21 protein-coding genes are annotated in these 24,323 nt (G+C 58.9%); 16 read left to right on the top strand and 5 right to left on the bottom strand.

The features are described from left to right. Positions 1-5 precede the first annotated feature (5 nt). The 9 genes from NBV64_RS17510 (at position 6) to tssG (ending at position 8,641) form a co-directional block, all read left to right on the top strand. The gene (locus tag NBV64_RS17510) at positions 6-815 is read left to right on the top strand and encodes a DUF4150 domain-containing protein (protein WP_250756249.1); all 810 of its coding nucleotides are present in this window, start codon (positions 6-8) and stop codon (positions 813-815) included. Then, positions 812-1,264 (top strand): DUF7832 domain-containing protein, encoded by a 453-nt coding sequence (locus NBV64_RS17505; protein WP_009455524.1) that lies wholly within the window; start codon positions 812-814, stop codon positions 1,262-1,264. The genes NBV64_RS17510 and NBV64_RS17505 overlap by 4 nt, the downstream gene beginning before the upstream one ends. A gap of 187 nt (positions 1,265-1,451) precedes the next feature. Next, positions 1,452-2,522 carry a type VI secretion system protein TssA gene (tssA, locus tag NBV64_RS17500; RefSeq protein WP_009455526.1) on the top strand — a complete coding sequence of 357 codons (1,071 nt, stop codon included), beginning with the start codon at positions 1,452-1,454 and terminating at the stop codon, positions 2,520-2,522. A 27-nt stretch (positions 2,523-2,549) separates the two neighbouring features. Beyond that, entirely contained in the window at positions 2,550-3,107 is a 558-nt protein-coding gene (tssB, locus tag NBV64_RS17495) for a type VI secretion system contractile sheath small subunit (RefSeq protein ID WP_009455528.1), read from the top strand. A 12-nt stretch (positions 3,108-3,119) separates the two neighbouring features. Beyond that, complete coding sequence (tssC, locus tag NBV64_RS17490) at positions 3,120-4,613, top strand: type VI secretion system contractile sheath large subunit (protein WP_009455530.1); 1,494 nt, start codon at positions 3,120-3,122, stop codon at positions 4,611-4,613. Between the two features lie 50 nt (positions 4,614-4,663). Further along, positions 4,664-5,146, top strand: coding sequence for an Hcp family type VI secretion system effector (locus NBV64_RS17485; protein ID WP_009455532.1), 483 nt, complete (start codon positions 4,664-4,666; stop codon positions 5,144-5,146). 29 nt (positions 5,147-5,175) lie between these two features. Beyond that, positions 5,176-5,718: a type VI secretion system baseplate subunit TssE gene (gene tssE, locus NBV64_RS17480; RefSeq protein WP_021447237.1), complete on the top strand. Its 543-nt coding sequence runs from the start codon at positions 5,176-5,178 to the stop codon at positions 5,716-5,718. Then, on the top strand, positions 5,715-7,601 hold the full coding sequence (gene tssF, locus NBV64_RS17475; protein ID WP_250756248.1) for a type VI secretion system baseplate subunit TssF: 1,887 nt from the start codon (positions 5,715-5,717) through the stop codon (positions 7,599-7,601). The genes tssE and tssF overlap by 4 nt, the downstream gene beginning before the upstream one ends. Continuing rightward, on the top strand, positions 7,598-8,641 hold the full coding sequence (gene tssG, locus NBV64_RS17470) for a type VI secretion system baseplate subunit TssG (protein WP_009455541.1): 1,044 nt from the start codon (positions 7,598-7,600) through the stop codon (positions 8,639-8,641). The genes tssF and tssG overlap by 4 nt, the downstream gene beginning before the upstream one ends. Positions 8,642-8,644: 3 nt before the next feature. Here tssG and NBV64_RS17465 read toward each other — a convergent pair whose 3' ends face one another. Continuing rightward, on the bottom strand, positions 8,645-9,235 hold the full coding sequence (locus NBV64_RS17465) for an FHA domain-containing protein (protein WP_250756247.1): 591 nt from the start codon (positions 9,233-9,235) through the stop codon (positions 8,645-8,647). Further along, positions 9,232-9,621, bottom strand: a complete 390-nt coding sequence (locus tag NBV64_RS17460; protein ID WP_026483661.1) for a TssQ family T6SS-associated lipoprotein — start codon at positions 9,619-9,621, stop codon at positions 9,232-9,234. The genes NBV64_RS17465 and NBV64_RS17460 overlap by 4 nt, the downstream gene beginning before the upstream one ends. 186 nt (positions 9,622-9,807) lie before the next feature. Here NBV64_RS17460 and tssJ point away from each other — a divergent pair, with 186 nt between their 5' ends. Genes tssJ through NBV64_RS17430 form a run of 6 tightly spaced genes read left to right on the top strand, consistent with a single transcriptional unit; the run spans position 9,808 to position 18,897 of the window. Continuing rightward, a complete protein-coding gene (gene tssJ, locus NBV64_RS17455; protein WP_230940566.1) occupies positions 9,808-10,311 on the top strand; it encodes a type VI secretion system lipoprotein TssJ in 504 nt (167 codons plus the stop codon). Between the two features lie 23 nt (positions 10,312-10,334). Continuing rightward, the gene (gene tssK, locus NBV64_RS17450) at positions 10,335-11,657 is read left to right on the top strand and encodes a type VI secretion system baseplate subunit TssK (RefSeq protein ID WP_250756246.1); all 1,323 of its coding nucleotides are present in this window, start codon (positions 10,335-10,337) and stop codon (positions 11,655-11,657) included. A gap of 14 nt (positions 11,658-11,671) precedes the next feature. Further along, positions 11,672-12,928 carry a DotU family type VI secretion system protein gene (locus NBV64_RS17445; protein ID WP_250756245.1) on the top strand — a complete coding sequence of 419 codons (1,257 nt, stop codon included), beginning with the start codon at positions 11,672-11,674 and terminating at the stop codon, positions 12,926-12,928. Continuing rightward, positions 12,925-16,524 carry a type VI secretion system membrane subunit TssM gene (gene tssM / locus NBV64_RS17440; RefSeq protein ID WP_250756244.1) on the top strand — a complete coding sequence of 1,200 codons (3,600 nt, stop codon included), beginning with the start codon at positions 12,925-12,927 and terminating at the stop codon, positions 16,522-16,524. The genes NBV64_RS17445 and tssM overlap by 4 nt, the downstream gene beginning before the upstream one ends. Position 16,525: 1 nt before the next feature. Next, on the top strand, positions 16,526-17,269 hold the full coding sequence (gene tagF / locus NBV64_RS17435; RefSeq protein WP_250756243.1) for a type VI secretion system-associated protein TagF: 744 nt from the start codon (positions 16,526-16,528) through the stop codon (positions 17,267-17,269). Between the two features lie 8 nt (positions 17,270-17,277). Further along, positions 17,278-18,897 (top strand): PEGA domain-containing protein, encoded by a 1,620-nt coding sequence (locus NBV64_RS17430; RefSeq protein ID WP_250756242.1) that lies wholly within the window; start codon positions 17,278-17,280, stop codon positions 18,895-18,897. 130 nt (positions 18,898-19,027) lie between these two features. On the opposite strand, the gene NBV64_RS17425 is transcribed toward NBV64_RS17430, so the two are convergent. Further along, the gene (locus NBV64_RS17425; protein WP_009463539.1) at positions 19,028-19,942 is read right to left on the bottom strand and encodes a DMT family transporter; all 915 of its coding nucleotides are present in this window, start codon (positions 19,940-19,942) and stop codon (positions 19,028-19,030) included. Between the two features lie 85 nt (positions 19,943-20,027). Continuing rightward, positions 20,028-21,419 (bottom strand): aminotransferase-like domain-containing protein, encoded by a 1,392-nt coding sequence (locus tag NBV64_RS17420; RefSeq protein WP_250756241.1) that lies wholly within the window; start codon positions 21,417-21,419, stop codon positions 20,028-20,030. 128 nt (positions 21,420-21,547) lie between these two features. Between NBV64_RS17420 and NBV64_RS17415 the strand changes: the two genes are divergently transcribed. Then, the gene (locus tag NBV64_RS17415) at positions 21,548-22,411 is read left to right on the top strand and encodes a DMT family transporter (protein ID WP_203145835.1); all 864 of its coding nucleotides are present in this window, start codon (positions 21,548-21,550) and stop codon (positions 22,409-22,411) included. A 78-nt stretch (positions 22,412-22,489) separates the two neighbouring features. On the opposite strand, the gene NBV64_RS17410 is transcribed toward NBV64_RS17415, so the two are convergent. Continuing rightward, positions 22,490-23,980 (bottom strand): nucleobase:cation symporter-2 family protein, encoded by a 1,491-nt coding sequence (locus tag NBV64_RS17410; protein ID WP_125301999.1) that lies wholly within the window; start codon positions 23,978-23,980, stop codon positions 22,490-22,492. Positions 23,981-24,323 lie beyond the last annotated feature (343 nt).

The following is a 24,323-nucleotide window of genomic DNA, read 5'->3' as shown; positions in this document are numbered from 1 at the left end:
CCCTGATGTTTGCCAATTGCCAACGGGGCGGCATGGATATTGCCTTCCCCGACATCTGCAAGACACCACCGGCTCTGTTGCCGATTCCTTACCCGAATTTTGCGACGGGCCTGATGGGTATTCCCAATGCCTGGAACATCCTGTTGCAGGGTGGGCCTGCCCATAACTTGCTCACAACGATACCCTTGAGTAATGGTGACAATCCGGGTGTGGCTTTGGGCTTGATCTCGCAAACCGTGATGTCGCGTTCGCGCTCCATTACCTGTGTGCCTAATGTGCTGTGGAAGGGAATCCCGGCGACCCGTCTGACTAGCTTGAGCATGCAGAACACGGTGAATACGGTGGGCATGCGGATAGTGCCCAGCCAGTTCAAAGTGCTGTTGCTAGGTGGCGGTGGTGCCGGGGGCGGCGCCGGTAAAGGCGGCAAGGGTGTGTCGGGCAGCGGGCCGGAGGCGGCGCGTAAAGCGGCAGCACGTGAAGCCAAGCGGGCGCAGCTTAAACGCAACCGGCGTCGGGGTGCGCAGCGAGAGCGCGAGGTCGAGGCCGAGCTGAAGCAGGAAGGCCACGAGGTCATGGGCACGCAGGTGTCTGCAAAAACCCCATTGACCCGCCGTGTGATCGATATACTGATCAAGGACAAGAACACGGGCAAAATCCGGGCGGTCGAAGTCAAGAGCGGGGGAGCGCGCCGCTCCGCAACCCAGAAGGCCAAGGACAAGGCAATGGAGAGCAAGGGCGCAGAGTTGATTGGCAAGAATGCACCCAAGCAGCCACTTCCCAAGAACATACGCATACCTACGGAGGTACGACATTGAAAACGCACACTGATCCCGTTAAATATGACGCTGTGGACTGGCATGTGGGCGGGGACTACCCCTCTGATCTGGGCCCGCAAGGTGGTCGCACGCACATCGGCATGTATCTGGCCTGGCTGGTGGAAAAAGGCCTGCTGGCCAATGCTTTTATGGACCGCTACCCCAACGAGGTGCGCCAGTGCCGTGATCACATGATCAAAGGCTCGCAACTGCTGCAAGAGTGTTGCGACGATGTGCTGGTCAGCGAAGACATGTCCGAGCAGGGCAAAGCCTTTAGCGATTTTTACTACGACGAGCTGTATCTGGATGATTACGTGGATACGCTGGACGACGAGGTTTTGCCATCCATCTATCACGTGCCTGACGATTGGGACAGCTACGAAACCTTGCGGCCGGTTCTGGAGCAGCGCTACCAGCACTGGCGACAGGAGCAGGGGCTGGACGACTAGCACCTAGCTGATCTCTATTTGCTTCCTTTGAAAAGCGCTGCCTGCGGGTGGCGCTTTTTCTTTATTTGCTTCAAAAAGAGCGTAAATACATCCATTTTGCAAAATAAGTAAGGAAAAATTTTCGTCAAAAAGGTGTCACCTTCAGTTCCTAGACTGGCTCCGTGATCAGTTATCCGAGACGACAGCTATGGTCGAAGGAATACAGGAGCAGTGGCAGCCAGCCTGGATTTTGGCTACCGGCAATGCCCATTACGGCGACAACCTGGAATACGAAGCCGACTTTCTGGCCTTGATGCAGGCCTTGCAAGTACAGGGCGAGCAGCAGTTTGGCCAAACTATTATCCCGGCTCAGGTTCCGGACTGGACGCGCATCGTGCGCCTGGTGCAGGACTTGCTGGACCGCTCGGCAGATATTCGCTTGCTGGTGGTACTGGCCCAGGCGAGATTGCAGACAGGTGGATTGCCCGCCTTGGGGGAGGTGTGCGACTGGCTGTTGAGCGCCCTGCAACAAGGCTGGGAGCACGTTCATCCGCGTCTGCACGACGATGGCGAGCTGGACCCCTTGCCGCGCGTCAATGCGCTGGCCGGGCTCTCGGCTATTGATGGTCTGGGTCGCCTGATGCGTGAGGCTCCCGTGGTCAGCCTGGGGCATCGTCAACTGAATTTACGTGAAGTCGGCTATGTGCTGGATGGCAGTCAGAAAGATAGCGGCCTGCCGGGTCGTGACCGTCTGGTTGAAGAGCTGCGCCGTGCCTTTGCCGCCGGCCAAAGCCAGACCGTGGCCTTGAGTCGTCTACGTCAGTTCCGCCATGAGCTGGAGGCCTTGGTGCATCGCCATCTGGATGCCGAGTGGTCCGTGCGTCTGGACGGAGCCTGGGACACCGTGGAAGCCGCCTGCGCAGTGCTGGACGCGGCAACCTCACTATCTGCTCCTTCCGCTCCCGAGCCTGTGCAGGCAAGCGACCCCACCATTCCTGTGCCCCCGCAACCTGCCCATCAGGTCGCTCCGGTGATGGGCTTGGCGAGTTGGCAAAACCTGCATGTTTCATCCCGTGAAGAGGTGGTGTTGTTGCTGGACAAGCTGGTGGCGTATTTCGAGCAGCACGAACCCAGCCATCCTGCCCCTTTGCTGCTGCGTCGTGCCCAGCAACTGGTGCCCATGGGTTTTCACGAGCTGATTCGTGACCTGGCTCCCGGTGCCTGGGATCAGATCCAGGTTTTCATGCCTCGATCCGAAGTGGCGACAGCCGCTTCTTAATTCCATAAATCAACTGGAGAAGACCTGATGTCTGTGAAATCCAATTCTGGCAGCGGCCAGAAATTCCTTGGGCGCAATCGGGCTCCGCGTGTGCAAATTGAGTACGACGTTGAACTGTACGGCGCCGAGCATCGTGTGCAACTGCCATTCGTGATGGGTGTGCTGGCGGATCTGGCCGGACACAATACGGAGAACCAGCCGGAGCTGGGCGAGCGCAAGTTTATGGAAATCGACGTGGACAACTTCGATGACCGCATGAAGTCCATCGCACCTAAGCTGAACATGCAGGTTCCCAACAGCCTGAAGGGCGATGGCGTGCTGGGAGTGGAAGTGTCTTTTGACTCCATGGACAGCTTCTCCCCGGCTGAACTGGCCCGTCAGATCGAACCTTTGGCTCGCCTGCTGGAAGCTCGTACCCAGCTGGCGAATTTGCTGACTTATATGGATGGCAAAAGCGGGGCGGAAGAACTCTTGTCCCGTCTCCTGCAGCAGCCCGAACTCTTGCGCGCCCTGGCTGGTCGCCCGCCCCAGGCCCTGACGATGGACGAGTCCCAGCCCGATCAGGACAACGAGCCCAAAGCATAAGGAGCCCACCCCATGACTTCCACCCAGACATTGACCGCCACTCGCGACACGGCCCAGCTGGATGAACTGTCCAGCCTGTTGCAGCAAGAGTTTCGTCCCAAAACCGAGCAGGCTCAGCAGGCGGTTGAGTTTGCCGTCACCACGCTGGCCGAGCAGGCGTTGGACCAGTCCGTGACTTTGAGCGATGACGCCTATCAAACCATTCAGGCGGTGATTGCCCAGATCGATCAGAAGATGACCGAGCAGATCAATCACATCCTGCATCACCCCGAATTTCAGCGGCTGGAAGGGGCCTGGCGAGGTTTGCACCATCTGGTCAGCAACACCGAAACTGATGAGCTGCTGCGCATTCGGGTGATGCCCGCGACCAAGAAGGAATTGGCGCGCAACTTGAAGCGCTACAAAGGGGTGGCCTGGGATCAAAGCCCCTTGTTCAAGAAGGTGTATGAACAGGAATACGGCCAGTTTGGTGGCGAGCCCTTTGGCTGCCTGGTGGGGGATTATCACTTCGACCACAGTCCGCCGGATGTAGAGATGCTGGGGGAACTGGCCCGTATTGGCGCGGCGGCCCACAGCCCGTTCATCGCGGGAGCGGCGCCTTCCGTGATGCAGATGGAGTCCTGGCAGGAGCTGGCCAATCCGCGTGATCTGACCAAGATCTTCTCCAACACCGAGTACGCCGCCTGGCAAAGCCTGCGCGAATCCGACGATGCCCGTTATCTGGGCCTGGCCATGCCCCGCTTTCTGGCGCGTTTACCCTACGGTGCACGTACCAACCCGGTTGATGAGTTCGACTTCGAGGAAGACACCGACGGAGCCAGCCACGACCGCTACACCTGGGCTAACTCGGCCTATGCCATGGCGGTGAATATCAACCGATCCTTCAAGCATTTTGGCTGGTGCACGGCAATTCGCGGTGTGGAGTCGGGCGGTGCGGTCGAGAACCTGCCTTGCCATACCTTCCCCACGGACGATGGCGGTGTGGACATCAAATGCCCCACGGAAATTGCCATCAGTGATCGCCGCGAAGCCGAGCTGGCCAAGAACGGATTCATGCCCTTGGTACACCGCAAGAATTCCGATTTTGCGGCCTTTATCGGCGCCCAGTCCTTGCAGAAGCCCCAGGAATATTACGACGCAGACGCTACCGCCAATGCCCGTCTGGCCGCGCGCTTGCCCTATCTGTTTGCCTGCTGCCGTTTTGCGCATTACCTGAAATGCATTGTGCGCGACAAGATCGGTTCCTTTCGCGAGCGCGACGATATGGAGCGTTGGCTAAACAGCTGGATCATGAATTACGTGGACGGCGACCCGACCAACTCTTCGCAGGAAACCAAGGCACGCAAGCCGCTGGCCGCCGCCGAAGTCTCGGTGCAGGAAGTACCGGACAACCCCGGTTATTACGCTGCCAAGTTCTTCTTGCGCCCGCACTACCAGCTGGAAGGCCTGACGGTCTCCCTGCGCCTGGTGTCCCGCTTGCCTTCGCTCAAAGGCGAGCAGAACTGATTCCCACCCTGGCCTTTTGATGGCCTTATTCGACCTCCAAGGAGAAAAGCGTGTCTGTTGATATGTTCATGAAAATTGAAGGCGCCAATGGCGAGTCCAAAGATTCTAATCACAAGGATTGGACTGATATCCAGTCCTTTTCGTGGGGTGCCTCGCAACCGGGCAGCATGAGCTCGGGCGGTGGCGGTGGCCAGGGCAAGGCCAATTTCAACGATCTGCATGTGGTCGCTCGCATCGACAAGGCCGCGCCTGCCGTGATGAAGCACTGCGCCAGCGGCAAGCACCTGGGCAAGGTGGAGCTGTCGGTGTGCAAGGCCGGTGGCGAGCAGGTGGAATACACCAAAATCACCCTGGAAGAAGTGCTGGTGACTTCGGTTCAGCTCAATGCCGAGCGCGATGTGGAAAGCGTAATGGTCAATTACTCCTTCCAGGCCGCACGCGTCAAACAGCAGTACTGGGAACAGTCCGACCGCGGCAGCAAAGGTGCTGAAACGCTGGTGGCCTGGGACATCAAGCAAAACAAAGAAGCCTGATCGGGCTTGGGTTTTCAGGCAGGGCCGCTATGGACCGCTTTCGCTTACCGGGACGCCGCGGGGCCGCGCTGATGCGCGGTCAGGCGGATCGCTTGCAACCTTGTCTGCTGGACAGGCTGACCGACGAGCGGCCCGATCAAACCTGGGAACCTCCCCAGCCCATGAGCCAGTACCAGATGCGTCAGGCGGTATTGCGCGATCTGGGTCATTTGCTCAATACCCCCAATCAGGGCGCTACCCCCTTGATGCAGGCCTTGGCTCATGTGCGCCGCTCCTGCCTGAACTACGGCATGAGCCCGCTGGCGGGCAAGACCATGAGCGAAGTGGAATGGCTGGATGTGGAAGAAGCGCTGCGTACCGCCATCCTGCATTTCGAGCCGCGTATTCTGCCCGATACCTTGCAGGTGCATTGTCTGGATCACAGGGCTCAGCGCGATTTGCATAACGTCTTGAGCTTGCGTATTCAGGGTCATGTCTGGTGCGAGCCGTATCCGCAGGAATTCTTGCTGCGCACCAGTATTGATCTGGAAAGCGGGCAGTTGGACCTTGAAGAGAGTTACGCGTCGGGATGAATCCGGAGCTGCTGCATTACTACAACCGTGAATTGGCTTACCTGCGCGAGCTGGGAGCCGAATTTGCGCAAGCCTACCCCAAAGTGGCGGCCCGTCTGGGTGTGCACGATACGGCGGTGGCTGACCCCTATGTCGAGCGTCTGCTGGAAGGCTTCAGCTTTCTGACGGCTCGCATTCAGATGAAGATGGACGCGGAATTTCCCCGTCTCAGCCAGCAATTGCTGGATGTGATTCAACCTTCCTGGTTGATGCCCACCCCCAGCATGGGACTGGTGCAGTTTCGTCCCAGCATGAGCGAAGGTGCTCTGGCCAAAGGCTTTACCATGCCGCGCCACACCGCATTGCGCTCCCGTATTCCAGCCGGAGAACAAACCGCCTGCGAGTTTTCTACTTGCCATGCCGTGGACTTGTGGCCCATGAGCTTGTCGCAAGTCCGTTTGGGGGATGTGGCGGCTGATCTGCCTCTGGCGGCTTTAGGTAGCCGACAGGCTGCACAAGCCCGTTCGGCTTTGAAACTGGACTTCACGGTGCATGGCGGTTTGACACTGGAGGAGCTGGCTCTGGATGAGCTTAGCCTGCATCTGGACGGCCCGGAATCTGACAGCAGCTTGCTGCTGGATGCCTTGCTGCGGCAGGCGTTGGGGGTGTTCATCCAAATGGAGGACGAGGCCCCACAATTTCTGGCTACGTCTGATTGTCTGACACACGATGGCCTGGAAGATGATCAAGCCATCTTGCCCATGGTGTCTCACGAGTTCTCCGGCCATCGCTTGCTGCGGGAGTATTTCGCCTTGCTGGGCCGTTTTGCTTTTGTACGGCTGCGTGGTCTGCAAGCAGCTATCGCCAGAGGACGTGCGCAGGAGCGAAAAAGCCGCCGCTGGAGCCTGCATATTGTCCTTAAGCAGGCTTGGCCCGATCTGGCGGCACGCGTTGGCCCTGGCCATGTGCGTTTGTATTGCACGCCGGTCGTGAATTTATTTCGACGACGCAGTGAACGCATGGCCTTGCGCCCACAGGCAACAGATCATCATGTGGTCATGGACAGAACGCGTCCCATGGACTTTGAAGTTTGCCTGATGGAGCAAGTGCAAGGACATGGCCGACAGGGCACGGACGATGTGCTGTTTCGCCCCTTGTATGCCAGCACGGCGCAGGATGCAGGACGCTATGGCAGTTACTACACTGTGCGACGCGAACCGCGTGTCGTGTCTGATACCCAGAAACGCTGGGGTGGCCGAAGCAGTTATGGCGGTAGCGAAGTGTATTTATCTCTGGTGAATCAGCACGAGCAGTCCGAGTTTTTCGGCATGAATCAGATCAGTGTCACGGCCTGGTGCAGCAACCGTGATTTGCCCTTGCTGCTACCGCGCTCGCCCGAGTCTGACTTCAGCCTGCAAGTTTCGGCCCCTGTGGCCGGTGTCAGTTTATTGGGTGGTTTGACCCGTCCTCGACCTGCATCAACCGGCGGCCGTCAGGCCTGGGATTTGATTTCACAGATGAGTCTGGCCCAGTTGGGTGTGGCCCAGTCCGACCCTAAGCAGGCTGCAGGTCGCTGGCGTGCCTTGCTGGCCCCGCATGTGGACAGCGCTGATGCCGGTGCCTTGCGTCAGTTGGCTTCCATTGTGGCGGTGCAGGCACGGCCTGTGCAGAGGGCCATGCCGGTGCCAGGACCCTTGGTGATGGCGCGTGGCGTGCATTTTGAGGTCACGCTGGACCAAAGTGGTTTTCCCGGTGGCCGTCCCTTTGTTCTGGCCGCCGTGCTCAGTCGTTATCTGGCCCGTCATGTCAGCCTGAACAGTTTTGTCTCTACCCAGTTTCGTTCCGAGACAGGGGTGGAACTGGGAGCGTGGGGGCCGCAAGCAGGTACGCGGGCGGTGCTGTGAACCGGGCCGAGCAGGAACAGCTAAAGCCCCAGGCTTCTTTGGAAGAGCTGGGCCGTATCATTCAGCAATGGCCTTATGGCCATGATCTGTTTCGGGTTTTGCGGGCCGTCGATGCCTTGCAAGCCGCCCAAGGCCAGCCTCGTTTGGGAACCGCGCCTACGCCTCGCCAAGAAGATGTGCGGGTAGGTCAGCCGCCTAGTTTGGCTTTTGCGGCCTCCAGTGTGCAAACCGCTCGTTGGGACGATGAACAACTGCATCTGGATGTGCAGGGTTTTGGTTTGTGGGGGCCCAACGGCCCTTTGCCGCTGCACATGACGGAGTACTTTTTTCAGCGTAGTCGCAACTTTGGTGACCGCGCTGGTGTGGCCTTTCTGGACCAGTTTCACCACCGTCTGTTTTTACTGTTTTTCAGAGCCTGGGCACAAGCGCAGGCAGTCTGTGACCTGGAACATGATCAGGATGGTTTTACACGCTGGCTGGCCAGCCTGGCCGGAGTCGGGAGCCAGAGCGAATCGGCTCCCATGAGCGACCATGCGGTCCATTTTCAGGCACCCGCGCTGGCGTCTCAAACCCGTAGCGCGCCTGCTCTGCAATCGCTTCTGGCCAGCTATTTCCAACTGCCCGTCAGCATTCAGCAGAACGTGCCGGCTTGGGTGCCGCTGGATGATCAAACTCAGGTCAGCCTGGGCCGCAGTTGTTCGGGGCTTGGGAAAAATACCGTTCTTGGCGCACGTATTCTGGATGTGCAGCAAACCATACGAATACGGATTGGCCCTTTGAGTCGGCAGGACTATGGACGCTTCTTGCCAGGTCGTCCGGCCTGGCGACAATTGCGCTATTGCCTGGCTTTGTATCTGGGCTTGGAGTGGTCGGTTCAGTTGCAACTGGTGTTACAAGCCAGCGAGCAGCCTGATCTGGGTTTGGGGGCGGGCTTGGGTCTGGGCCAGGAGACCTGGCTAGGTCAGCCCGGCACACAGGACAGAGCGGATCTGTGCCTGTTTCTGGACAGCCGTCCAGATTGGCAAGATCCGCGCAGCTAAGGCCTAGGCCTGACGCATTCCCTGCAAAAGATCGAACTCGTTTTCCTTGTCGGACAAGGTGCTGACCCACTCCGGGGCGCGACCCAACTCTGGTTGCCAACTGGCTGCCGGAATGGTGCTGTCGGTGCTGGGTGAACTGGCTGGTTTGGCTGCTGTATCGAAGGGATGCTTGTCCGAGGGCGCAGGCATGGGACCACCGACCGGGACCATGCCGGGAACATGCAGATCTGCGAAAGGATCGGCCACAGGCGCAGCTGCCAAAGGCGTTTCATCCTGTGTGACGGGGCTGACTCCCGATTCCACCCGGTAGTGCATTTCCCCCAAGGTCAGGCGATCCCCATTCTGCAAGGTCTTGACCTGTGCCAGTGCCAATTCGATGCCATTCACGGCGACCTGACCGTCTGCGCTAGCTCGTTGAATCGTCAGCACATCGTGCTGGCGACGCAGGTAAGACAGCACGGGCGGCGTTTGATTGTTATCGGGCAAAACCAGATCAGCCTGAGTCCAGGAACCGCAGACCAGACCGGGTTCAGGAACAGGGCGCGGGGCTCCACCGGACTCTGCTTGCAAACGCCAATCTACAGCTGTGCTCATGGCTGTGCTCCTGCCACTTTTTCATAAACCGGGCCCCAGGTGGGGTGACCGCGCTCGGCCTGGGCCAGGGTAAAGCCAGGGTCTACAGCCCGTGCCTGCTTGAAACGCTCTTCACACAAAAAAGTGTAGTCGCGCACGCAAAAGCTGAAGGCCTGCAGTTTCAAGGCTTCGCTGTATTGATTGGGTGCGGCAGCAGGCAGGGTGCTGGAGCGGCCCACTTGCCGGATCACGGTGCTGTAGTCACCTTCATTAAAGGCAGAGCGTATTTGCTCCAGTTCAGCTTCGGCAGCCGGGCTGAAAACAGCCACTGGCTTGTTCTGAGTTTGGGCGCAGGCTGTCAGTAAAAGGGCCAGAGCCGGAACGATCAGGCGGGCAGGTAAATACATGGCAGGAAAAAGAAAAGTTGTACTTGCCCTCAAGACTAGGAAAGGAAAAAGACAGCCACATGACATGACGCGGACGGTTTTGTAAGAGTTGTTGCGCAAGGGTAAGCACCGAAACACCCCGTGTCCTTAACAAAGTTGTCGCATTCATGCTTTTAGATGGGGCGCATTGCCATTCAAGGAGACATCGTGACCGTTCGCCGATTGCTTCGTTTGTGTTCGCTGCTGATGCTGGGGTTGCTGGCCTCGTGCGCGTCCACCTCCAGTCGCATGGCCGTGCCCTACGAGATTGTTCTGACTGCGGATGAACAGCTCAACCCGGATGCCACGGGTCGGCCTTCCCCGGTACAGGTGTTTGTGTTCGAGCTGCGCTCGGGCAGCACCTTTGAATCCAGGGACTTCTTCGCCCTGCAGTCCGACCCGCAACAAGCCTTGCAGGCGGATCTGCTCAATGTGGAGCAGATCGTGCTGCGCCCCGGCCAGACCCATACCTTCAAACGGCCGGGCGATTTGCAAGCCACCGCTGTTGGCGTGGTCGTAGGGTATCGCGAGCTGGATGCCAGCGTGTGGCGTGTCCTGTTGCCCCTGCCCGAGTCGCGCACCACGAATATCTACAAGTTCTGGCAGTCGGCCCCGGACGCCGTCCAGGTCAGCCTGCAGTTACGCAAGAACGCCATTCATGTCGTTGATTGATGGGCGTAGAACGGATTATTTCAATGGATAAAGTCATTTGGACCGAAGGGCTGTTTTTACGGCCTCAGCATTTTCAGCAGATGGAGCGCTATCTGGAGCACTATGCCCACGCCGGAAGGCGGGCTACGCAGCCGTTTTGCTGGGGCTTTGAAACCTTGAGTCTGGACGAACAGGCCCTGAGTATGGGCAGTGTCGCCTTACGCGAAGCGCGCGGCTTGCTGCCGGATGGCACGCCCTTTGATTGCAGGCCGGGAGCGATGCAGATTGTGGCCTGGACGGCCCCCGAAGTGGTGCGTCCCGAGCGTCTGATGCTGGTGCTGCCTCGTCGTCAGGCCGGGCGGGCAGAGATTCAGTTTGATGGGCACAGCTCGCGTCGGTCGCGTTATGTGGTCAGCGAGCAGGATTTGTATGACAGCAGTGGTTTGTCACCTGAACCGTGTCTGTCGCAACTGGGGCGTTTGCAGCCTGTTTTGCTGCCCGAATCCGAGGTGTATGAAGACAGTGTTGCCATGCCCGTGGCCCGCATTCTGGAGCGCAGACCCGACCGCTCGCTGGTGTTGGACCCGGATTTCATTGCCCCTATCTTGTCCATTCAGGCCCATGCCCGGCTAAGTGCTCTAAGCGCGGATGTACAGGCGTTATTGCAGGCCCGTGCCCAAGCTTTGGCGGAACGTCTGGGGCCGGGAGGGCGCGGGCAGGGCGATGTGGCCGACTTCATGATGCTGGAGCTGGTCAATCGCTATCGGGCTGCCTTGTGGGCCATGGAGCAGCGCGTACACGTACATCCTGGCGAGCTGTATCAGGCCTGGATGGAATTGCATGGTGCTTTAGCTACCTACACCCAGGACGGGCGTCAGCCGCTGATCTGGCCTTCCTATCAGCATGACGATCTAGCCCAGTCCTTTTTGCCGCTGGTGCTGGAGTTGCGCCGTGCTCTGTCCGTGGTCCTGGAGCAGCAGGCGGTGTCGATTGCGCTGGAGGACAAGGGGCAGGGCGTACGTCTGGCCCAGATTGCGGATCGTGCGCTCTTGCGGCAGGCGGGTTTTGTGTTGGCCGTGCAAGCCGATTTGCCCGCCCAAACCGTGCGGCAGCATTTTGCGGCACAGGTGAAATTGGGGCCGGTAGAACGCATCCGCGATCTGGTGCATCTGCAATTGCCGGGCATCGGTTTGCAGCCTTTGTCTGTCGCGCCACGAGCCTTGCCGTATCACGCAGGATTCACCTACTTCGAGCTGGAAAAAGGCGGCGAGCTGTGGCGTCAGCTGGAGCAGAACGGCGCATTGGCCCTGCATTTGGCCGGAGACTTCCCCGGCCTACAACTTGAGTTTTGGGCAATACGCCGCTGACCCGGAGCATGGCTATGAACGAGACAGTTTCCTGGAATAACGGCCCGGTCCCGGACGAGCGCCGATCGCGGGCGGATGCACCGCGCTTTGTTCCGCAGGGGGCCAATCCCCTGTTGGAGGCCGCCAACCCTTTGCTGGTGATGGTGTCCGATATACGCCGCAGCGCCCGACATGCAGACCCGGCAGGTCTGCGTGCCAAGCTGGTGGCTGAAATCCGTCAATTTGAGTTGCGCGCACAGGCCGTGCCCGTGGCCAATGAAACCATTTTGGCGGCTCGTTATTGCCTGTGCACGACCTTGGATGAGGCGGCTGCGCTAACCCCTTGGGGGCAGGCTGGAGTCTGGTCCTCGCACACCTTGCTGGTCACTTTTCATAATGAAACCTGGGGCGGGGAGAAGTTCTTTCAGCTTCTGGACAAGTTGATGCAAAGCCCGGCGGCGCATTTGCAGTTGCTGGAGCTGATGTACTTTTGCCTGGCTTTGGGTTTTCAAGGCCGCTATCGCGTGCATGAGCAGGGTGCCAGCCAGCTGGAAACTGTGCGTCAACGTCTGTACATGAGCTTGCGCCAGTATGGGCAGACGGTGCCAGCTGCTCTGTCCCCGCACTGGCGCGACAACCCGGCGCAGAAAGTTGGCAAGCCTTTGCCTGTGCCCATCTGGGTAGCTGTTTGCGTGGCCTTGCTGCTGTGCTTGTTGATGTATCTGGGGGCCAGTCTGTTGCTGAACCGGCAGTCTGATGAGGCTTTCGAGGACATCGTGGCTCTGCGCCTGCCAGCCTTGCAGACACAGGGCCAGCCGCCGTCCAGTGGCGTTGCGCCGCAGGCACCCTTGGCCTTGGCAGAGCTGCTGGCCCCCGAGGTGGCCGAAGGTCTGCTGACCGTGCGAGATCAGGCCGATCGCAGCGTCATTATCTTGCGAGGCGACGGTCTGTTCGACTCAGGAGCCGACCAGATCCGTGCGCCGTTGCTTCCCGTTATTGCACGTATCGCCGATGCGGTGGAAGCCGCGCCGGGCTTGGTGCTGGTAGATGGCTATACCGATAACGTCCCCATACGCAGTGTGCGCTTTCCTTCCAATTTTCATCTCTCGCAGGCTCGTGCCGACTCGGTCAAGGCCGTCTTGCAGGAGCGCTTGAGTCAGCCGGAACGTGTACGCGCACAAGGCCGGGCCGATGCTGCGCCTGTGGCGGACAATGGCACTGCTCAAGGTCGGGCACAGAACCGACGGGTGGAGATCACGATCGTGCCCTTGAGCAAGGAGGCCGGGCAATGACACGTCTTTTGAGTCTGGTCTTCAGCCGCAGCGTCTGGACCTTTGTGGGTGTGCTGATCCTACTGGTGCTGATCTGGTTGCTGGGGCCTTTGTTGGCGATTGGCCAAACCCGGCCATTGGAAACCGAGCTGTCGCGCTGGATTGCGATGGCTGTGGTGGTGGTGTTCTGGTTGCTGCGCTTGTTGTGGCGCAGCTGGCGTGAAGGCCGCTTGAACGCGCAGTTGCTAGGCCAATTAAGCCGCCCGGCGCAGAAGGCATCAGCATCGAGCAATACGGCTACGCCGCATCCTTTGCAAAGCCAGTTTGATGAGGCCATCGAACTGCTCAAGCGGATTCGCTTTGGTTCGCATATGGGCGGACGTTTGCGCTCCTTGCTGTCGCGCCAGTACGTGTATCAATTGCCCTGGTATGTCTTTATCGGGGCACCCGGAGCGGGCAAAACCACGGCGCTGGTCAATTCCGGCTTGCAGTTTCCCTTGTCGGAGCGCTACGGAAAAACGTCGCTGCGAGGTGTAGGGGGCACGCGCAATTGCGACTGGTGGTTTACCGACGAAGCCGTCCTGCTGGATACGGCAGGACGCTACACCACGCATGAAAGTGATCCGGTAGGAGATGAGCAGGAATGGCGTGGTTTCCTGGGCCTGCTCAAGCGCTATCGCCGCAGGCAGCCGATAAATGGCACTTTGCTGACTATCAGCGTGCCAGATTTGTTGTCCAGCACGGCCGCGCAACGTCACGATCATGCGCAGGTCTTGCGCCAGCGCCTGGCTGAATTGCGCGAGCGTTTGGGGATTCAGTTTCCTATCTATGTGCTGGTCACCAAAATGGATTTGCTCCAGGGCTTTCAGGAGTATTTCGACCATTGTGATCGTCAGGAACTGGAGCAGGTCTGGGGCTTCACCTTGCCTTATGAAAGCTCGCGCGAAGCGGGATTTTCCTTGTCGCATACCTATGGGCGCGAGTACGAAGCCTTGCATCAACGCCTGGAGCGTGGTCTGGCGGCCGTGATGGCCGAGCAGCCCAACGAAAGCGTGCGTGCCGAAGCCTATCTGCTGCCACAACAGTTTGCTCGCCTGGGGCCGGTGCTGGAGGAGTTTCTGGAACAGGTGTTTAGCCAGTCCCGCTTCGAGGCACCCCTGTTGCTGCGCGGCGTGTACTTCACCAGTGGTCGGCAAGGAGGTGTGCGTCTGGATCAGGTGCGGGACTCCATGCGCGAGTATCTGGAAGTGGATGTGCAGGCGGATCAAGCGCAGCCAGTGGCCGGTCAGGGCCGCAGCTATTTTCTGACCCAGCTGCTGAAAGAGCTGATCTTTCAGGAGGCCGGTGTTGCAGGCCGCGACGAGCGCTGGGAGCGCCGCGTGCGCTTGCGTCATTTTCTGGTCTACGGTCTGGTGGCGGTGGGTGTGTTGCTACTGGGGCTGGCCTGGAGTCGCAGCTTTCTGTTGAACCGCAGCTATGTGGAGCAGGTTGAAGGACGTGTTCCGCAGGCTCAGCAACAGGCGGACCAAACACAGGTGCTGGATACCACCCCGGCGGTCGGCTTGCTGCCTTTGCTGGATATGTTGTCGTTGCTGCCGCAAAGCGATCAGTTTCCCTTGAATGCGCCCGGTTTGGAGCGGCGCATGGGCCTGTATCAGGGTGACAAGATGAAGGCCGCTGCCGATACCGTCTACCAACGCGCTTTGGAGAAATTGCTGGCCCCCTTGCTGGCGCGTCGTATCGAAACCGTGTTGCGTAGCGAGCAGGCGCAGGACCTGGAGTACGGCTACGAGGCCCTGCGCGCCTATTTGATGCTATACGACACGCGGCGCTATGACGCTGCCCATTTGCAGACCTGGTTGCTGGGCAGTTTGAAGCAGGACTTGCCGGCAGGCTTTACCCAGTCGCAATACGACAGGCTGGAGAGCCATGTCCGTGCAGTGACGCAGGCGGGCTTGCTCTTGAATCCCTTCCCGCGCAATGAAGCCTTGATTGAACAAAGCCGGGAACGTCTGGCGCGTATCAGTCTGGAGCAGCGCACTTATAGCCGCATGCGCCGTATTCTGGCCGCCACACCCGGTTTGATACCTATGTCGGTCTCAGGCATGGCCGGGCCATACGCGGCCTCTGTATTCAAGCGCGAAAGTGGCAAACCGTTAACCGAAGGGATAGACGGTCTGTACACCTACGAGGGGTACTGGACCGTGGTTGAACCACGTATCGACAGCGAATTGCAGCAGATGCGCGAGGATGACCGCTGGATTCTGGGGCTGGATACGGGAGCCGGACAGTCCGAGGCGGCGCGTCGTGCGGCAAGCCAGGAGCTGCGTCGTCTGTATCTGCTGGATTATGTGCGTGTGTGGGATGAGTATCTGGCTGACTTGCGCCTGCTGCAAGGCGGCAGCTTGCTGGAAAACATTCAGTTGGCTCGGACCTTGTCCATGGCCGATTCGCCCCTGAAGCAGTTGGTCCAGCAGGTGGCTTTGCAAACTCGTCTGTTGCGAGAGGATGCGCAGCAGGGGGCCTCCTTGGGGGCACAAGCCAAAGTGCGGCTGGACGATACCCGGCAGGCGCTGGAGCAGATGTTTGGCCCGGTCGGCTTGGAGGGTAGTCGCCGTAATGAGCCTCAGGCCAAGCAGGTAGAGGCCATCGTGGATCAGCACTTCGAGCCTTATCACCGCCTGGCTTCCAGTAGTGGCGGGGCACCAGCGCCTATTGATGGCACCCTGGAGTTGCTGGATGAGTTCTATGCTTTTTTGACCTCCTCGGATGCTGCTCTGCGCAGCGCGGGTACACCGCCGCAGTCCAATGTCTTGACCAAGTTGCAGGCAGAGGCAGGTCGGTTGCCTGGGCCTTTACGTGATGCGCTGGATCAGTTTTCGGTAGGTGCTTCTGCCGAGATCGCGTCGCGGACTCAAGCCAGTTTGGGGCAGTTGGTAAATGCCACTATTGGTCAGTTTTGCCGTAGTGCGATTGCCGGTCGATATCCCTTCGCCGCTCAATCCAGGCAGGATGTCGCACCTAATGATTTTGCCCGCATGTTTGCGCCGGGTGGTTTGATGGATGCCTTTTTTCAAGAGCATCTGATGCATCAGGTGGATATGTCAGGTGGACGCTGGCGTTTCAAACCGGGCATAGATGGGCAGGCAGCGGCCAACTTCCGTTATCTGGATGCGTTTCAGCGTGCGGCTGTGATTCGGGATGTGTTCTTCCCGGCAGGCAGTAATCAACCGCGTATTGATATGGCGTTCACTCCGGTTCAGCTGGATGCAGAACTGTCGCAAGTGCTGCTGGATGTGGATGGCCAGGTGCTGCGTTATGCCCATGGCCCACAGGTTGCCATGGGGGTACAGTGGCCGGGGCCGCGCGGGGGCCGTCAGGTCAGTCTGGAGGCACAGCCACAGTCCGAAGGCTCGGGGATGAGGGCGACCGGTGCCTGGGCGTTGTTGCGATTGCTGGACAAGGCACAGCCTGTATCGGGTGCGTCTGCCGGGGCACAGCGCTTGTCTTTTGCTTTGGGGAGTCGTCAGTTTGTGGTGGATGTGGTGGCCAATAGCTCCAGGAATCCGTGGCGTTTGGCGGAGATGAGAGGGTTTAGCTGCCCGGGGAGCCATTGAGATGCGCCAGGATGATTTCGACTCCAGCCCGGAGGTGATGTGGTACGGCAAGATTCCGGCCATGGGGGACTTTGTACGTCGACGTATGCCCGAGCCGATTTTGTTGCCGTGGGAGCGCTGGTTCAGCAGTGGTGTCAGCCAGATTCGTTCGCCCAGCAAGACTGCTGGAGCCAATATGCCCAGCTCGCCTGTCCATGCCTGGGGATTTCTGATGTCCTTGCCGCAAGGGGGCGTGCAAGCAGGAGCGGTCATGCCCAGTCAGGACCGGGTTGGGCGCGAGTATCTGGTGTGCGCTTTGGTGCCTTTGAATGCCGAGCAATGTCAGCGTGTCCGTCTGCCTGTACTGGCCAATATGGTTGAGCAATTGGGCCTGTCCTTGCAGCAAGGGGTGCGGTTTTGCTGGGCGGCAACCCAGTTGGATCAAACTTTGTGTAGTGCCGTGCCTTATGCCGGTTTGCTGGCGGAGAGTGTTGCCGCCCAGTCCGAGCAGCGTGATGCCGGGCAGGACATTCTGGATGTTTTGTACGGCTCTCGTGCGCCGTCTGTGCCACAAGACCCGTGGGCTGTCCTGCAGCCTTGTCTGGAGCCCGGCTCCCACCGTAGTTACTGGTGGTGCCTGGGCATGAACAATCCTGGCTGGCGCAGCGTGACGCACAGTGGCGAGCTAAGTCTGGCCTTGTTTCGGCGCTTGTTCGTGTCAGCAACAGCGGCAGATGCAGCAAGCCGCGCTTATCAACCATGGTGAGATCCCTCATGAAACGTACAAACTCTGCCAAGGATGTCCAGGGTCGCCCTTTGGGGCAGATTCTGGACTCTTTGCTGCTGGACCAACGGCTGGTGATTCTGGATCAATTGGCCTTGCAACTGGCCGAGCTGCATGAGCACCAGGAATGGTATGGCGTGCTGGGGCTGGATACGGTGGTTTTGAGTGATGAAGGTCTGGTTCAGTTATTGCCGCTGGAGCAGAACATGCACAAGCGCAGTCTGGCACAGGCGCGTGCTCAGGGTATGGCCTTTGATGAGCCTTGCGCGGCCCCCGAGCAATATGTGGATGATCCTGTGCGGCCTGCTGGCCCCTGGACGGATGTTTACGCTTATGCGGCCTTGCGCTGGCAACTGACGACGGGCTTTCCTCTGATGGCCGCCCCTTGGCGGCAGTTGAAAGATCCTGTGGTGATGGACGAGGACGCGGACGGTCCGACGCAGGCCATGTTGCAGGGGCTGGCCCTTGACTGGGTGCAGCGGCCTCAATCCATGGCTTCTTACCGAAGGCTGGAACGATTGGGGCAAGTGCCAGAGCCTGTGCCCGCACATGCTCCCGCTGCGCAAACTGTGCTGCCGATTACGCCTGAACGCCGGTCTTCCTTGCCATTGTGGCTGGCGGGTTTGGCAGTAGTCGTTCTGGCAGGGCTGGGGGCGGCGTATTGGAGCGGTGATGGCGATACTTCCGGGCCCGCTGTTGCAGCGTCTGATTCCAATCGTCCGGCGGTGGTGGGCGCCACGCCTGAGGAGTCCACATCAAGGTCGGGACCGGGATCAATCACGTCGGAGTTGCAGGGCGGGCTGGTAGCGGATGGAGAGTCCAAGCCGAATGATGTGGCTGCTTTGGGTGCAGGGGTGGGGTCTGCCTCCCAATCGGGGCAGCCTTCGGTGGCAGGATCAGATCAGCTTGGGTCGCAGTCGACAGGTGCACAAAATGACTCGGTGACAGGGCAGCAATTAGCCCAGGCTTCGGGCTCGCAAGCCGCGACAACAACGGAGTTGAAACTGCTGGCCGAGTCGGGAGCTTTGCAGCCTGCTTTGCCAGTTCAAACACAAAACACATCGGATGATGCAGCTCGCCTGGTTTTGGCCGATCATGCTGCCGGAACAGCCGGAACAGCCGGAACAGCCGGAACAGCCGGAACAGCCGGAACAGCCGGAACAGCCGGAGCCGCTGGAGTTACAGGAGCTACTGGAGGGGGAGCAGCAATAACAGGCGCCCCCGGAGTTAATGAAACTACCGGGGCAGCGGGAAGTGTCGGAGCAATGGGAATTACCGGGACTGCTACGGCCACTGCATCAGGGGTGGCCGCAAGCACGCAAACCGACTCCTCTGAGCCTTCCGCGCAAGTCGATCATGTGGAACAACTGGATCCTGTCGCTGCCAAGCCTGCGCCACCTGCCAAGGGCACAATCGCCCTGGATATACGGCCTTGGGGGGAGGTCTATGTGAATGGCCGAAAGCAAGGTGTCAGCCCGCCTTTGAAGTCCTTGTCACTGGCTCCAGGCTCGCACCGCATTGTTGTCAAGAATGCGGGATTGCCAGAGTTCAGCACAACAATTCGAGTGCGCTCAGGAAAGACGGCCAGCGTCAGTCACGAGTTCAAATAGGCTGCGAGAACCGAGAACCGAGAACCGAGAACCGAGAACCGAGAACCGAGAACCGAGAACCGAGAACCGAGAACCGAGAACCGAGAACCGAGAACCGAGAACGAAGACGCTTGAAGGCGGCGTAGCTGACTTACGTCGTCTTGCGCTTGCCGATCAGCCCTGTAGCCAGCAATGTCCCGAACAGAACGGTACTCATACCGATCAGCATCTGTGCGGTCAGGGCCTCGTCCAGCAGCAAGGCACCCCACAACACCCCAAAAGGTGGCACCAAAAAGGTCACCGTAATGGTTTTGGAGGGGCCGACATTGGACAGAAGGCGGTAAAAAATCAGATAGGCGACGGCCGTGCACAGCAGGGATAAGGACAGCGCAGCCCCCCAGGCATGCAGGCCCGGAAACTGTGCGGGCCACCAGTAAATGGCTGCGGGCAATAGAACCAATGTTGCGCTGACCATGCTGCCTGCTGCTACTGCCTGTGGCTGCACGCCGCGCAGATAGCGGGCGGTAAAGTTGGCGGCAATACCGTAAAACACTGTGGCCAGCAAAGATGCCAGCACAGCCCAGCCTTCGGCGCCTTTATTGAAGCTGAGCTTGTCGTACACCAGAATCAGAATGCCCAGGAAGCCCAGACACAGGCCCAGAATCCGGCTGGGTGTCAGGCGCTCTTTCAACCAGACTCGTGCCACCAGTGCGCCGAACAAGGGAGCCATGGCATTCAAGACGGCCAGCAAGCCAGACTCCAGTCGCAAGGCTGCGAAGGCGTATAAGGAGAAGGGCACGGCGGCATTCAGAATGCCCAGCGCAAAGATGGGTTTCCAGTTCGCCAGAAAGATGGGCAAGCGTCCGGTGACGGTGATGTAGCTCATCAAGGCCAGGGCGCTGACACCGACCCGTATGGCGGTCAGGGGAAAGGGGCCAAAGTCGGGGACCGCTTGCAGCGTAAATAAAAACGAGCCGCCCCAGATGGCGGCCAGCAGGAATAAATCGCGTAAGTCTTTGGGGGACATGGGAGTCAGATTGGTGGCGGCGGTCCGCATGGGCCGCATAACAGAGCCGATTGTAATCCTCTGGCCGCGACCAGGACATCGATGCGGAACGTTCAAGTGGAAGGATCTGAAATCCCTTGATGCTTTAAACAGACAGCTCGTTGTTCAGAGCCCGTTTCAGGACGTTGAAGACGCGTTTGTCCCCGCATTGAGCGACGTTGAAACGCAGAAACTGGGCAGCATCAGGAGCTTGGCTGAAAACAGGGCCAGGGGCCAGCACGATGCCATGGGGCAGGCAGGCGCGTGTCAGGCTCAAGGCATCATTTCCGGCCGGCAGACGGACCCAGAGAAACATGCCCTCGCGGGGGCGCAGCCATGGCGTCAGGCCAAGTTGCTCCAGCTGTGCCACGGCATGATCCATGGCTTTGGAGAGCCGGTATCGAACTCGTTCCAGATGTTTGCGATAGCCGCTGTCGCCAAGCGCGCTGTTCAGAATATGTGAGGCCAGGCGGTTGCTGCTGAAACTGGTGGCGGTACGCAAGTCGACCAGGCTCTCGATCCATGGAGTCTGGGCCGCGATATAACCGCAGCGCAAGGCGGCCGACAGTGTTTTGGAAAAACTGCCTATCTGTACTACGCGGGACAGCCCATCCAGTGCCGCCAGTCGGGTAGCGGGTCGGGTCTCCAGATCCCCGAAAATATCGTCCTCAATAATGTAGAGGTCGGCGCGTTGCGCCATGGCCAGCACGCTATGGGCCGTCATGGCCGAAAGACGTGCGCCGGTTGGATTGTGTATGCCTGAATTGGTGATGTACAGGCGGGGTTTGTGTTCTTTAAGGGCAGCCTCAAAGGCCGCCAGATCAGGGCCCTGATGGGTATAGGGCACGCTGGCGATTTTGGCCCGATGCGCTCGCAGCAGCGCATGGAAATTGAAGTAGCAGGGGTCGTCCACCAGGACCGTATCGCCTGGCTCCAGAAAGAAGCGACAAAGCAGGTCAATAGCTTGAGTGCCCGAGTCGGTCAGCATGATGTGATGCGGGGCAGCATCTATTTCGGACTGCACGAGACGACGGGCCAGCATTTGTCGCAAGGGCTCTAGGCCCAGAGGCGAGCCGTAGTCCGTCAAGTCCGCGCTGGGGCTACGGGCGGCCTTACGTAAACCGCGGCGCACTCCTTGGTCATACATCCAGTCCGAGGGCAGCCACCCGCAGCCGGGCATCAGGACATCGGCCTCGGCTTCCAGAGATTGGCGCGAGATCCATAAAGGATCGATATCCTTTTCCAGAGCTGGTTCCAGGGCGGCCAAGCTGAGTGGAGCCAAAGGAGCCGTCACATAAAAGCCGGAACCCGCGCGAGCCTCGATCAGACCTTCAGCGGCCAGCCTGCCATAGGCTTCGACAATCGTGGATACCGACACGCCTGCCGATTTTGCTTGTGCGCGTACGGATGGCAGGCGGGTACCGGGCAGGTAGGTCCGTGCCGCGATGCGATCACGTACGGATTGCATGATGTAGTCGATACGGGTCAAAGCAGACATGAGGCTGGCTCGGGTACGGTGTATGGGTCCGGTGAGCAGTACAGTTTTTTAAAACTGTACTGGACTGTGCCTGTGTATGCTGGCATAGCTGTGTTGTACTGACAAGCATCTTTGTTGGAGAGTGAATGATGGATAGCAAGGCAGTCAGCTGGCTAAATGGCTTTATAGGCGTAGCAATCTTTGCCGGATCTCTGCCGGCTACACGTGTTGCTGTTCTGGGCATGGATCCTTTTTTCCTGACTGGCGCGCGAGCGGTAGTCGCTGCCTTGTTGGCAGCGGTCTGGTTGCTGGTCGGGCGTGTGGCACGGCCAAAGCGATCAGACTTGTTACCCTTGGCCGTGGTTGGTTTTGGTGTCGTGCTGGGATTCCCCTTGTTGACGGCGCTGGCCTTGCAGTACATCACTTCGGCGCATTCTATTGTGTATGTCGCCTTGTTGCCGTTGTGCACAGCCCTCTTTGGGGTGGTTTTGGCCGGAGAGCGGCATAAGCCCGTGTTCTGGCTGTGCTCTGTTTTAGGCTGCTTGCTGGTGATGGCCTATGCTGCGCGAGAAGGTCTGGATGCGGCCTGGCAAGGGGACCTGTATATGCTGGCCGCCGTGGTGGTGTGTGGCTTGGGTTATGCCGAAGGTGGACGCCTGTCGCGTCGTTTGGGTGGCTGGCAAGTTATTTGCTGGGCCCTGGTGCTCTCCTCGCCTTTCATGTTCGTCATGATGCTGTGGTTCTGGCCGCAAACATTCAGCAATGTGAATACAGCAGCCTGGTTAGGTTTCGGCTATGTGTCAGTGTTCAGCATGTTCCTGGGATTTGTGTTCTGGTATCGGGGGTTGGCGCAGGGAGGGATTGCCGCAGTGGGGCAACTGCAGTTGTTGCAGCCTTTTATGGGCCTGGGACTGGCTGCCGCCTTGCTGGGTGAGTCCGTCAATGCCAGCATGATCTGGGTGACTTTAGGCGCTGCCTTGTGCGTGGCGGGGGCGCGGCGCTTTGCTTCGTGATGGCAGAAGCCGGACGATAAAAAACCGGCCTGTCCCATTCATGGACAGGCCGGTTTCAAGACAAGCTGAGCAAGCGTTTTAGGCTTCCGCGTGCTTGGCTGCTTCTACCGCTGCATGCGTATCTTCTTTAGCACCATTAAAGAACAAGTTCAGCAGAACGGCAGCAATCGAGGTCAGCAGGATGCCCGATTCGATCAGCGGGTGAATGGCGTGAGGCATCCACTGCATGTAGTTGGGCGCAACCAGAGGAATCATGCCCACGCCAATGGAGATAGCCACAATCATGGAGTTGTTGCGGTTGGTCTTGTAATCCACGCCGGACAGAATGCGGATACCAGTAGCCGTCACCATACCGAACATCACAATCCCGGCGCCGCCCAGAACCACGGTGGGCAGGGACTCAACCAGGGCAGCCATTTTGGGCAGCAGGCCCAGAATGATCAAAATCACACCCCCGGCCACGCAGACAAAGCGGCTGCGCACGCCTGTCACGGCAACCAGGCCCACGTTTTGCGAAAAGCTGGAGTAGGGGAAGGTGTTGAAGATACCGCCCAGCAAGGTGCCCAGACCGTCGGTGCGCAGGCCGCGTGCCAGATCTTTCTGATCCACTTTCTTGCCTGTCATGTCGCTAAGAGCCAGGAACATGCCGGTAGACTCAATCAGCACCACAATCATGACCAGTGTCATGGTCGCAATGTGCAGGATATTGAACTTGGGCATCCCGAAGTGGAAGGGCAGAACCAGATCAACCCAAGCTGCATTGGCGACTTTCTCGTAGGTCATGATGCCCATGGCCGAGGCCACAACGGCGCCAATAACAATACCCAGCAAGACGGCCACGTTAGCCAGAAAGCCTTTGGCAAATTTGGCGATCAGCAGAATCGAGGTCAGCACGATGGCGGCAATACCCAGGCCAGTCAGGTTGGCGTAGCGCGGGTTCGGTACCGTTGCTTTCAGGGCCAGACCTTCTGGAGGTGGGGGCAAGGCCGAGCCGGGCATGGCCGCGGCCGATTGTGCGTGCTGAATCCAGGCCAGGTGGTCGGGGTTGATGACCGTGGGGGCGGTAGGGCCAACAGGGTTACCGAAAATCCAGTTGATCCCCACTCGCATCAGCGTAATGCCGATCATGGCAATAATGGTGCCGGTGACCACAGGCGGGAAAAAGCGCAGCATGCGGCTGACGGCAGGGGCGATGATCATGGTGATGATCCCTGCCCCGATGACCGTGCCAAAGAGCAACTGGGCTCCTTCCTGGCCGGGGTTGGCCTGTGCCATGGAGACCATGGGGCCGACAGCGGCAAAGGTCACACCCATCATGACGGGCAGCTTGATACCAAAATACTGCGTAAAGCCCATCGATTGGATGATGGACACGATGCCGCAGACAAACAGGTCAGCAGCAATCAGGATCGATACTTCTTCAGACGTCAGGTTTAATGCCCGGCCCACAATTAGTGGAACCGCGACGGCACCGGCGTACATTACCAGAACGTGCTGCAAGCCCAGTGCAGCCAGCCTGCCGTTCGGTAATCGTTCGTCGACGGGTGCGGTGGTCGCGTTCGTACCCATGAAATGTCTCCAGAGTGGATTAATTATTAGATGAAGCCATTTCAATGTAACGGCGTGCGACAGCCCTGTCATAAGACAATTCGTATAGAGCCTAGGTGGACCTAGCTATAGATGAGGGATAACCCCCAAAAAAAACGCCCTGATTTGGGCGTTTTTGATGCGGCTAAGGGAAAACACTGCTTTGGTGACACATGGTCAGGTCATGGGGGAAGGTCGTTGTATACCGGCACCAGTAACGGGTTCGCGCTCGTCGCGCGTATGTCGTGTTTGTATCAAAAATGAGTTTTTCACTACGACTTGATGGTTGTGTCAGGCCTATTGGAACGTCAGCAAGTGTCAGTTA

The sequence above is a fragment of the Alcaligenes sp. DN25 genome (assembly GCF_023674485.1).
Classification (GTDB): Bacteria; Pseudomonadota; Gammaproteobacteria; order Burkholderiales; family Burkholderiaceae_B; genus Alcaligenes; species Alcaligenes phenolicus.
The sequence above is the reverse complement of the archived record's forward strand: the minus strand, read 5'-3'. Positions and strand labels throughout refer to the sequence as shown.

Coding starts and splice junctions, on each gene's coding strand:
- NBV64_RS17510 (WP_250756249.1), top strand. CDS start 6: ATGTTTGCCAATTGCCAACGGGGCGGCATGGATATTGCCTTCCCCGAC.
- tssA (WP_009455526.1), top strand. CDS start 1,452: ATGGTCGAAGGAATACAGGAGCAGTGGCAGCCAGCCTGGATTTTGGCT.
- tssB (WP_009455528.1), top strand. CDS start 2,550: ATGTCTGTGAAATCCAATTCTGGCAGCGGCCAGAAATTCCTTGGGCGC.
- tssC (WP_009455530.1), top strand. CDS start 3,120: ATGACTTCCACCCAGACATTGACCGCCACTCGCGACACGGCCCAGCTG.
- tssE (WP_021447237.1), top strand. CDS start 5,176: ATGGACCGCTTTCGCTTACCGGGACGCCGCGGGGCCGCGCTGATGCGC.
- tssF (WP_250756248.1), top strand. CDS start 5,715: ATGAATCCGGAGCTGCTGCATTACTACAACCGTGAATTGGCTTACCTG.
- NBV64_RS17465 (WP_250756247.1), bottom strand. CDS start 9,235: ATGAGCACAGCTGTAGATTGGCGTTTGCAAGCAGAGTCCGGTGGAGCC.
- NBV64_RS17460 (WP_026483661.1), bottom strand. CDS start 9,621: ATGTATTTACCTGCCCGCCTGATCGTTCCGGCTCTGGCCCTTTTACTG.
- tssK (WP_250756246.1), top strand. CDS start 10,335: ATGGATAAAGTCATTTGGACCGAAGGGCTGTTTTTACGGCCTCAGCAT.
- NBV64_RS17445 (WP_250756245.1), top strand. CDS start 11,672: ATGAACGAGACAGTTTCCTGGAATAACGGCCCGGTCCCGGACGAGCGC.
- tssM (WP_250756244.1), top strand. CDS start 12,925: ATGACACGTCTTTTGAGTCTGGTCTTCAGCCGCAGCGTCTGGACCTTT.
- tagF (WP_250756243.1), top strand. CDS start 16,526: ATGCGCCAGGATGATTTCGACTCCAGCCCGGAGGTGATGTGGTACGGC.
- NBV64_RS17430 (WP_250756242.1), top strand. CDS start 17,278: ATGAAACGTACAAACTCTGCCAAGGATGTCCAGGGTCGCCCTTTGGGG.
- NBV64_RS17425 (WP_009463539.1), bottom strand. CDS start 19,942: ATGCGGCCCATGCGGACCGCCGCCACCAATCTGACTCCCATGTCCCCC.
- NBV64_RS17420 (WP_250756241.1), bottom strand. CDS start 21,419: ATGTCTGCTTTGACCCGTATCGACTACATCATGCAATCCGTACGTGAT.
- NBV64_RS17415 (WP_203145835.1), top strand. CDS start 21,548: ATGGATAGCAAGGCAGTCAGCTGGCTAAATGGCTTTATAGGCGTAGCA.
- NBV64_RS17410 (WP_125301999.1), bottom strand. CDS start 23,980: ATGGGTACGAACGCGACCACCGCACCCGTCGACGAACGATTACCGAAC.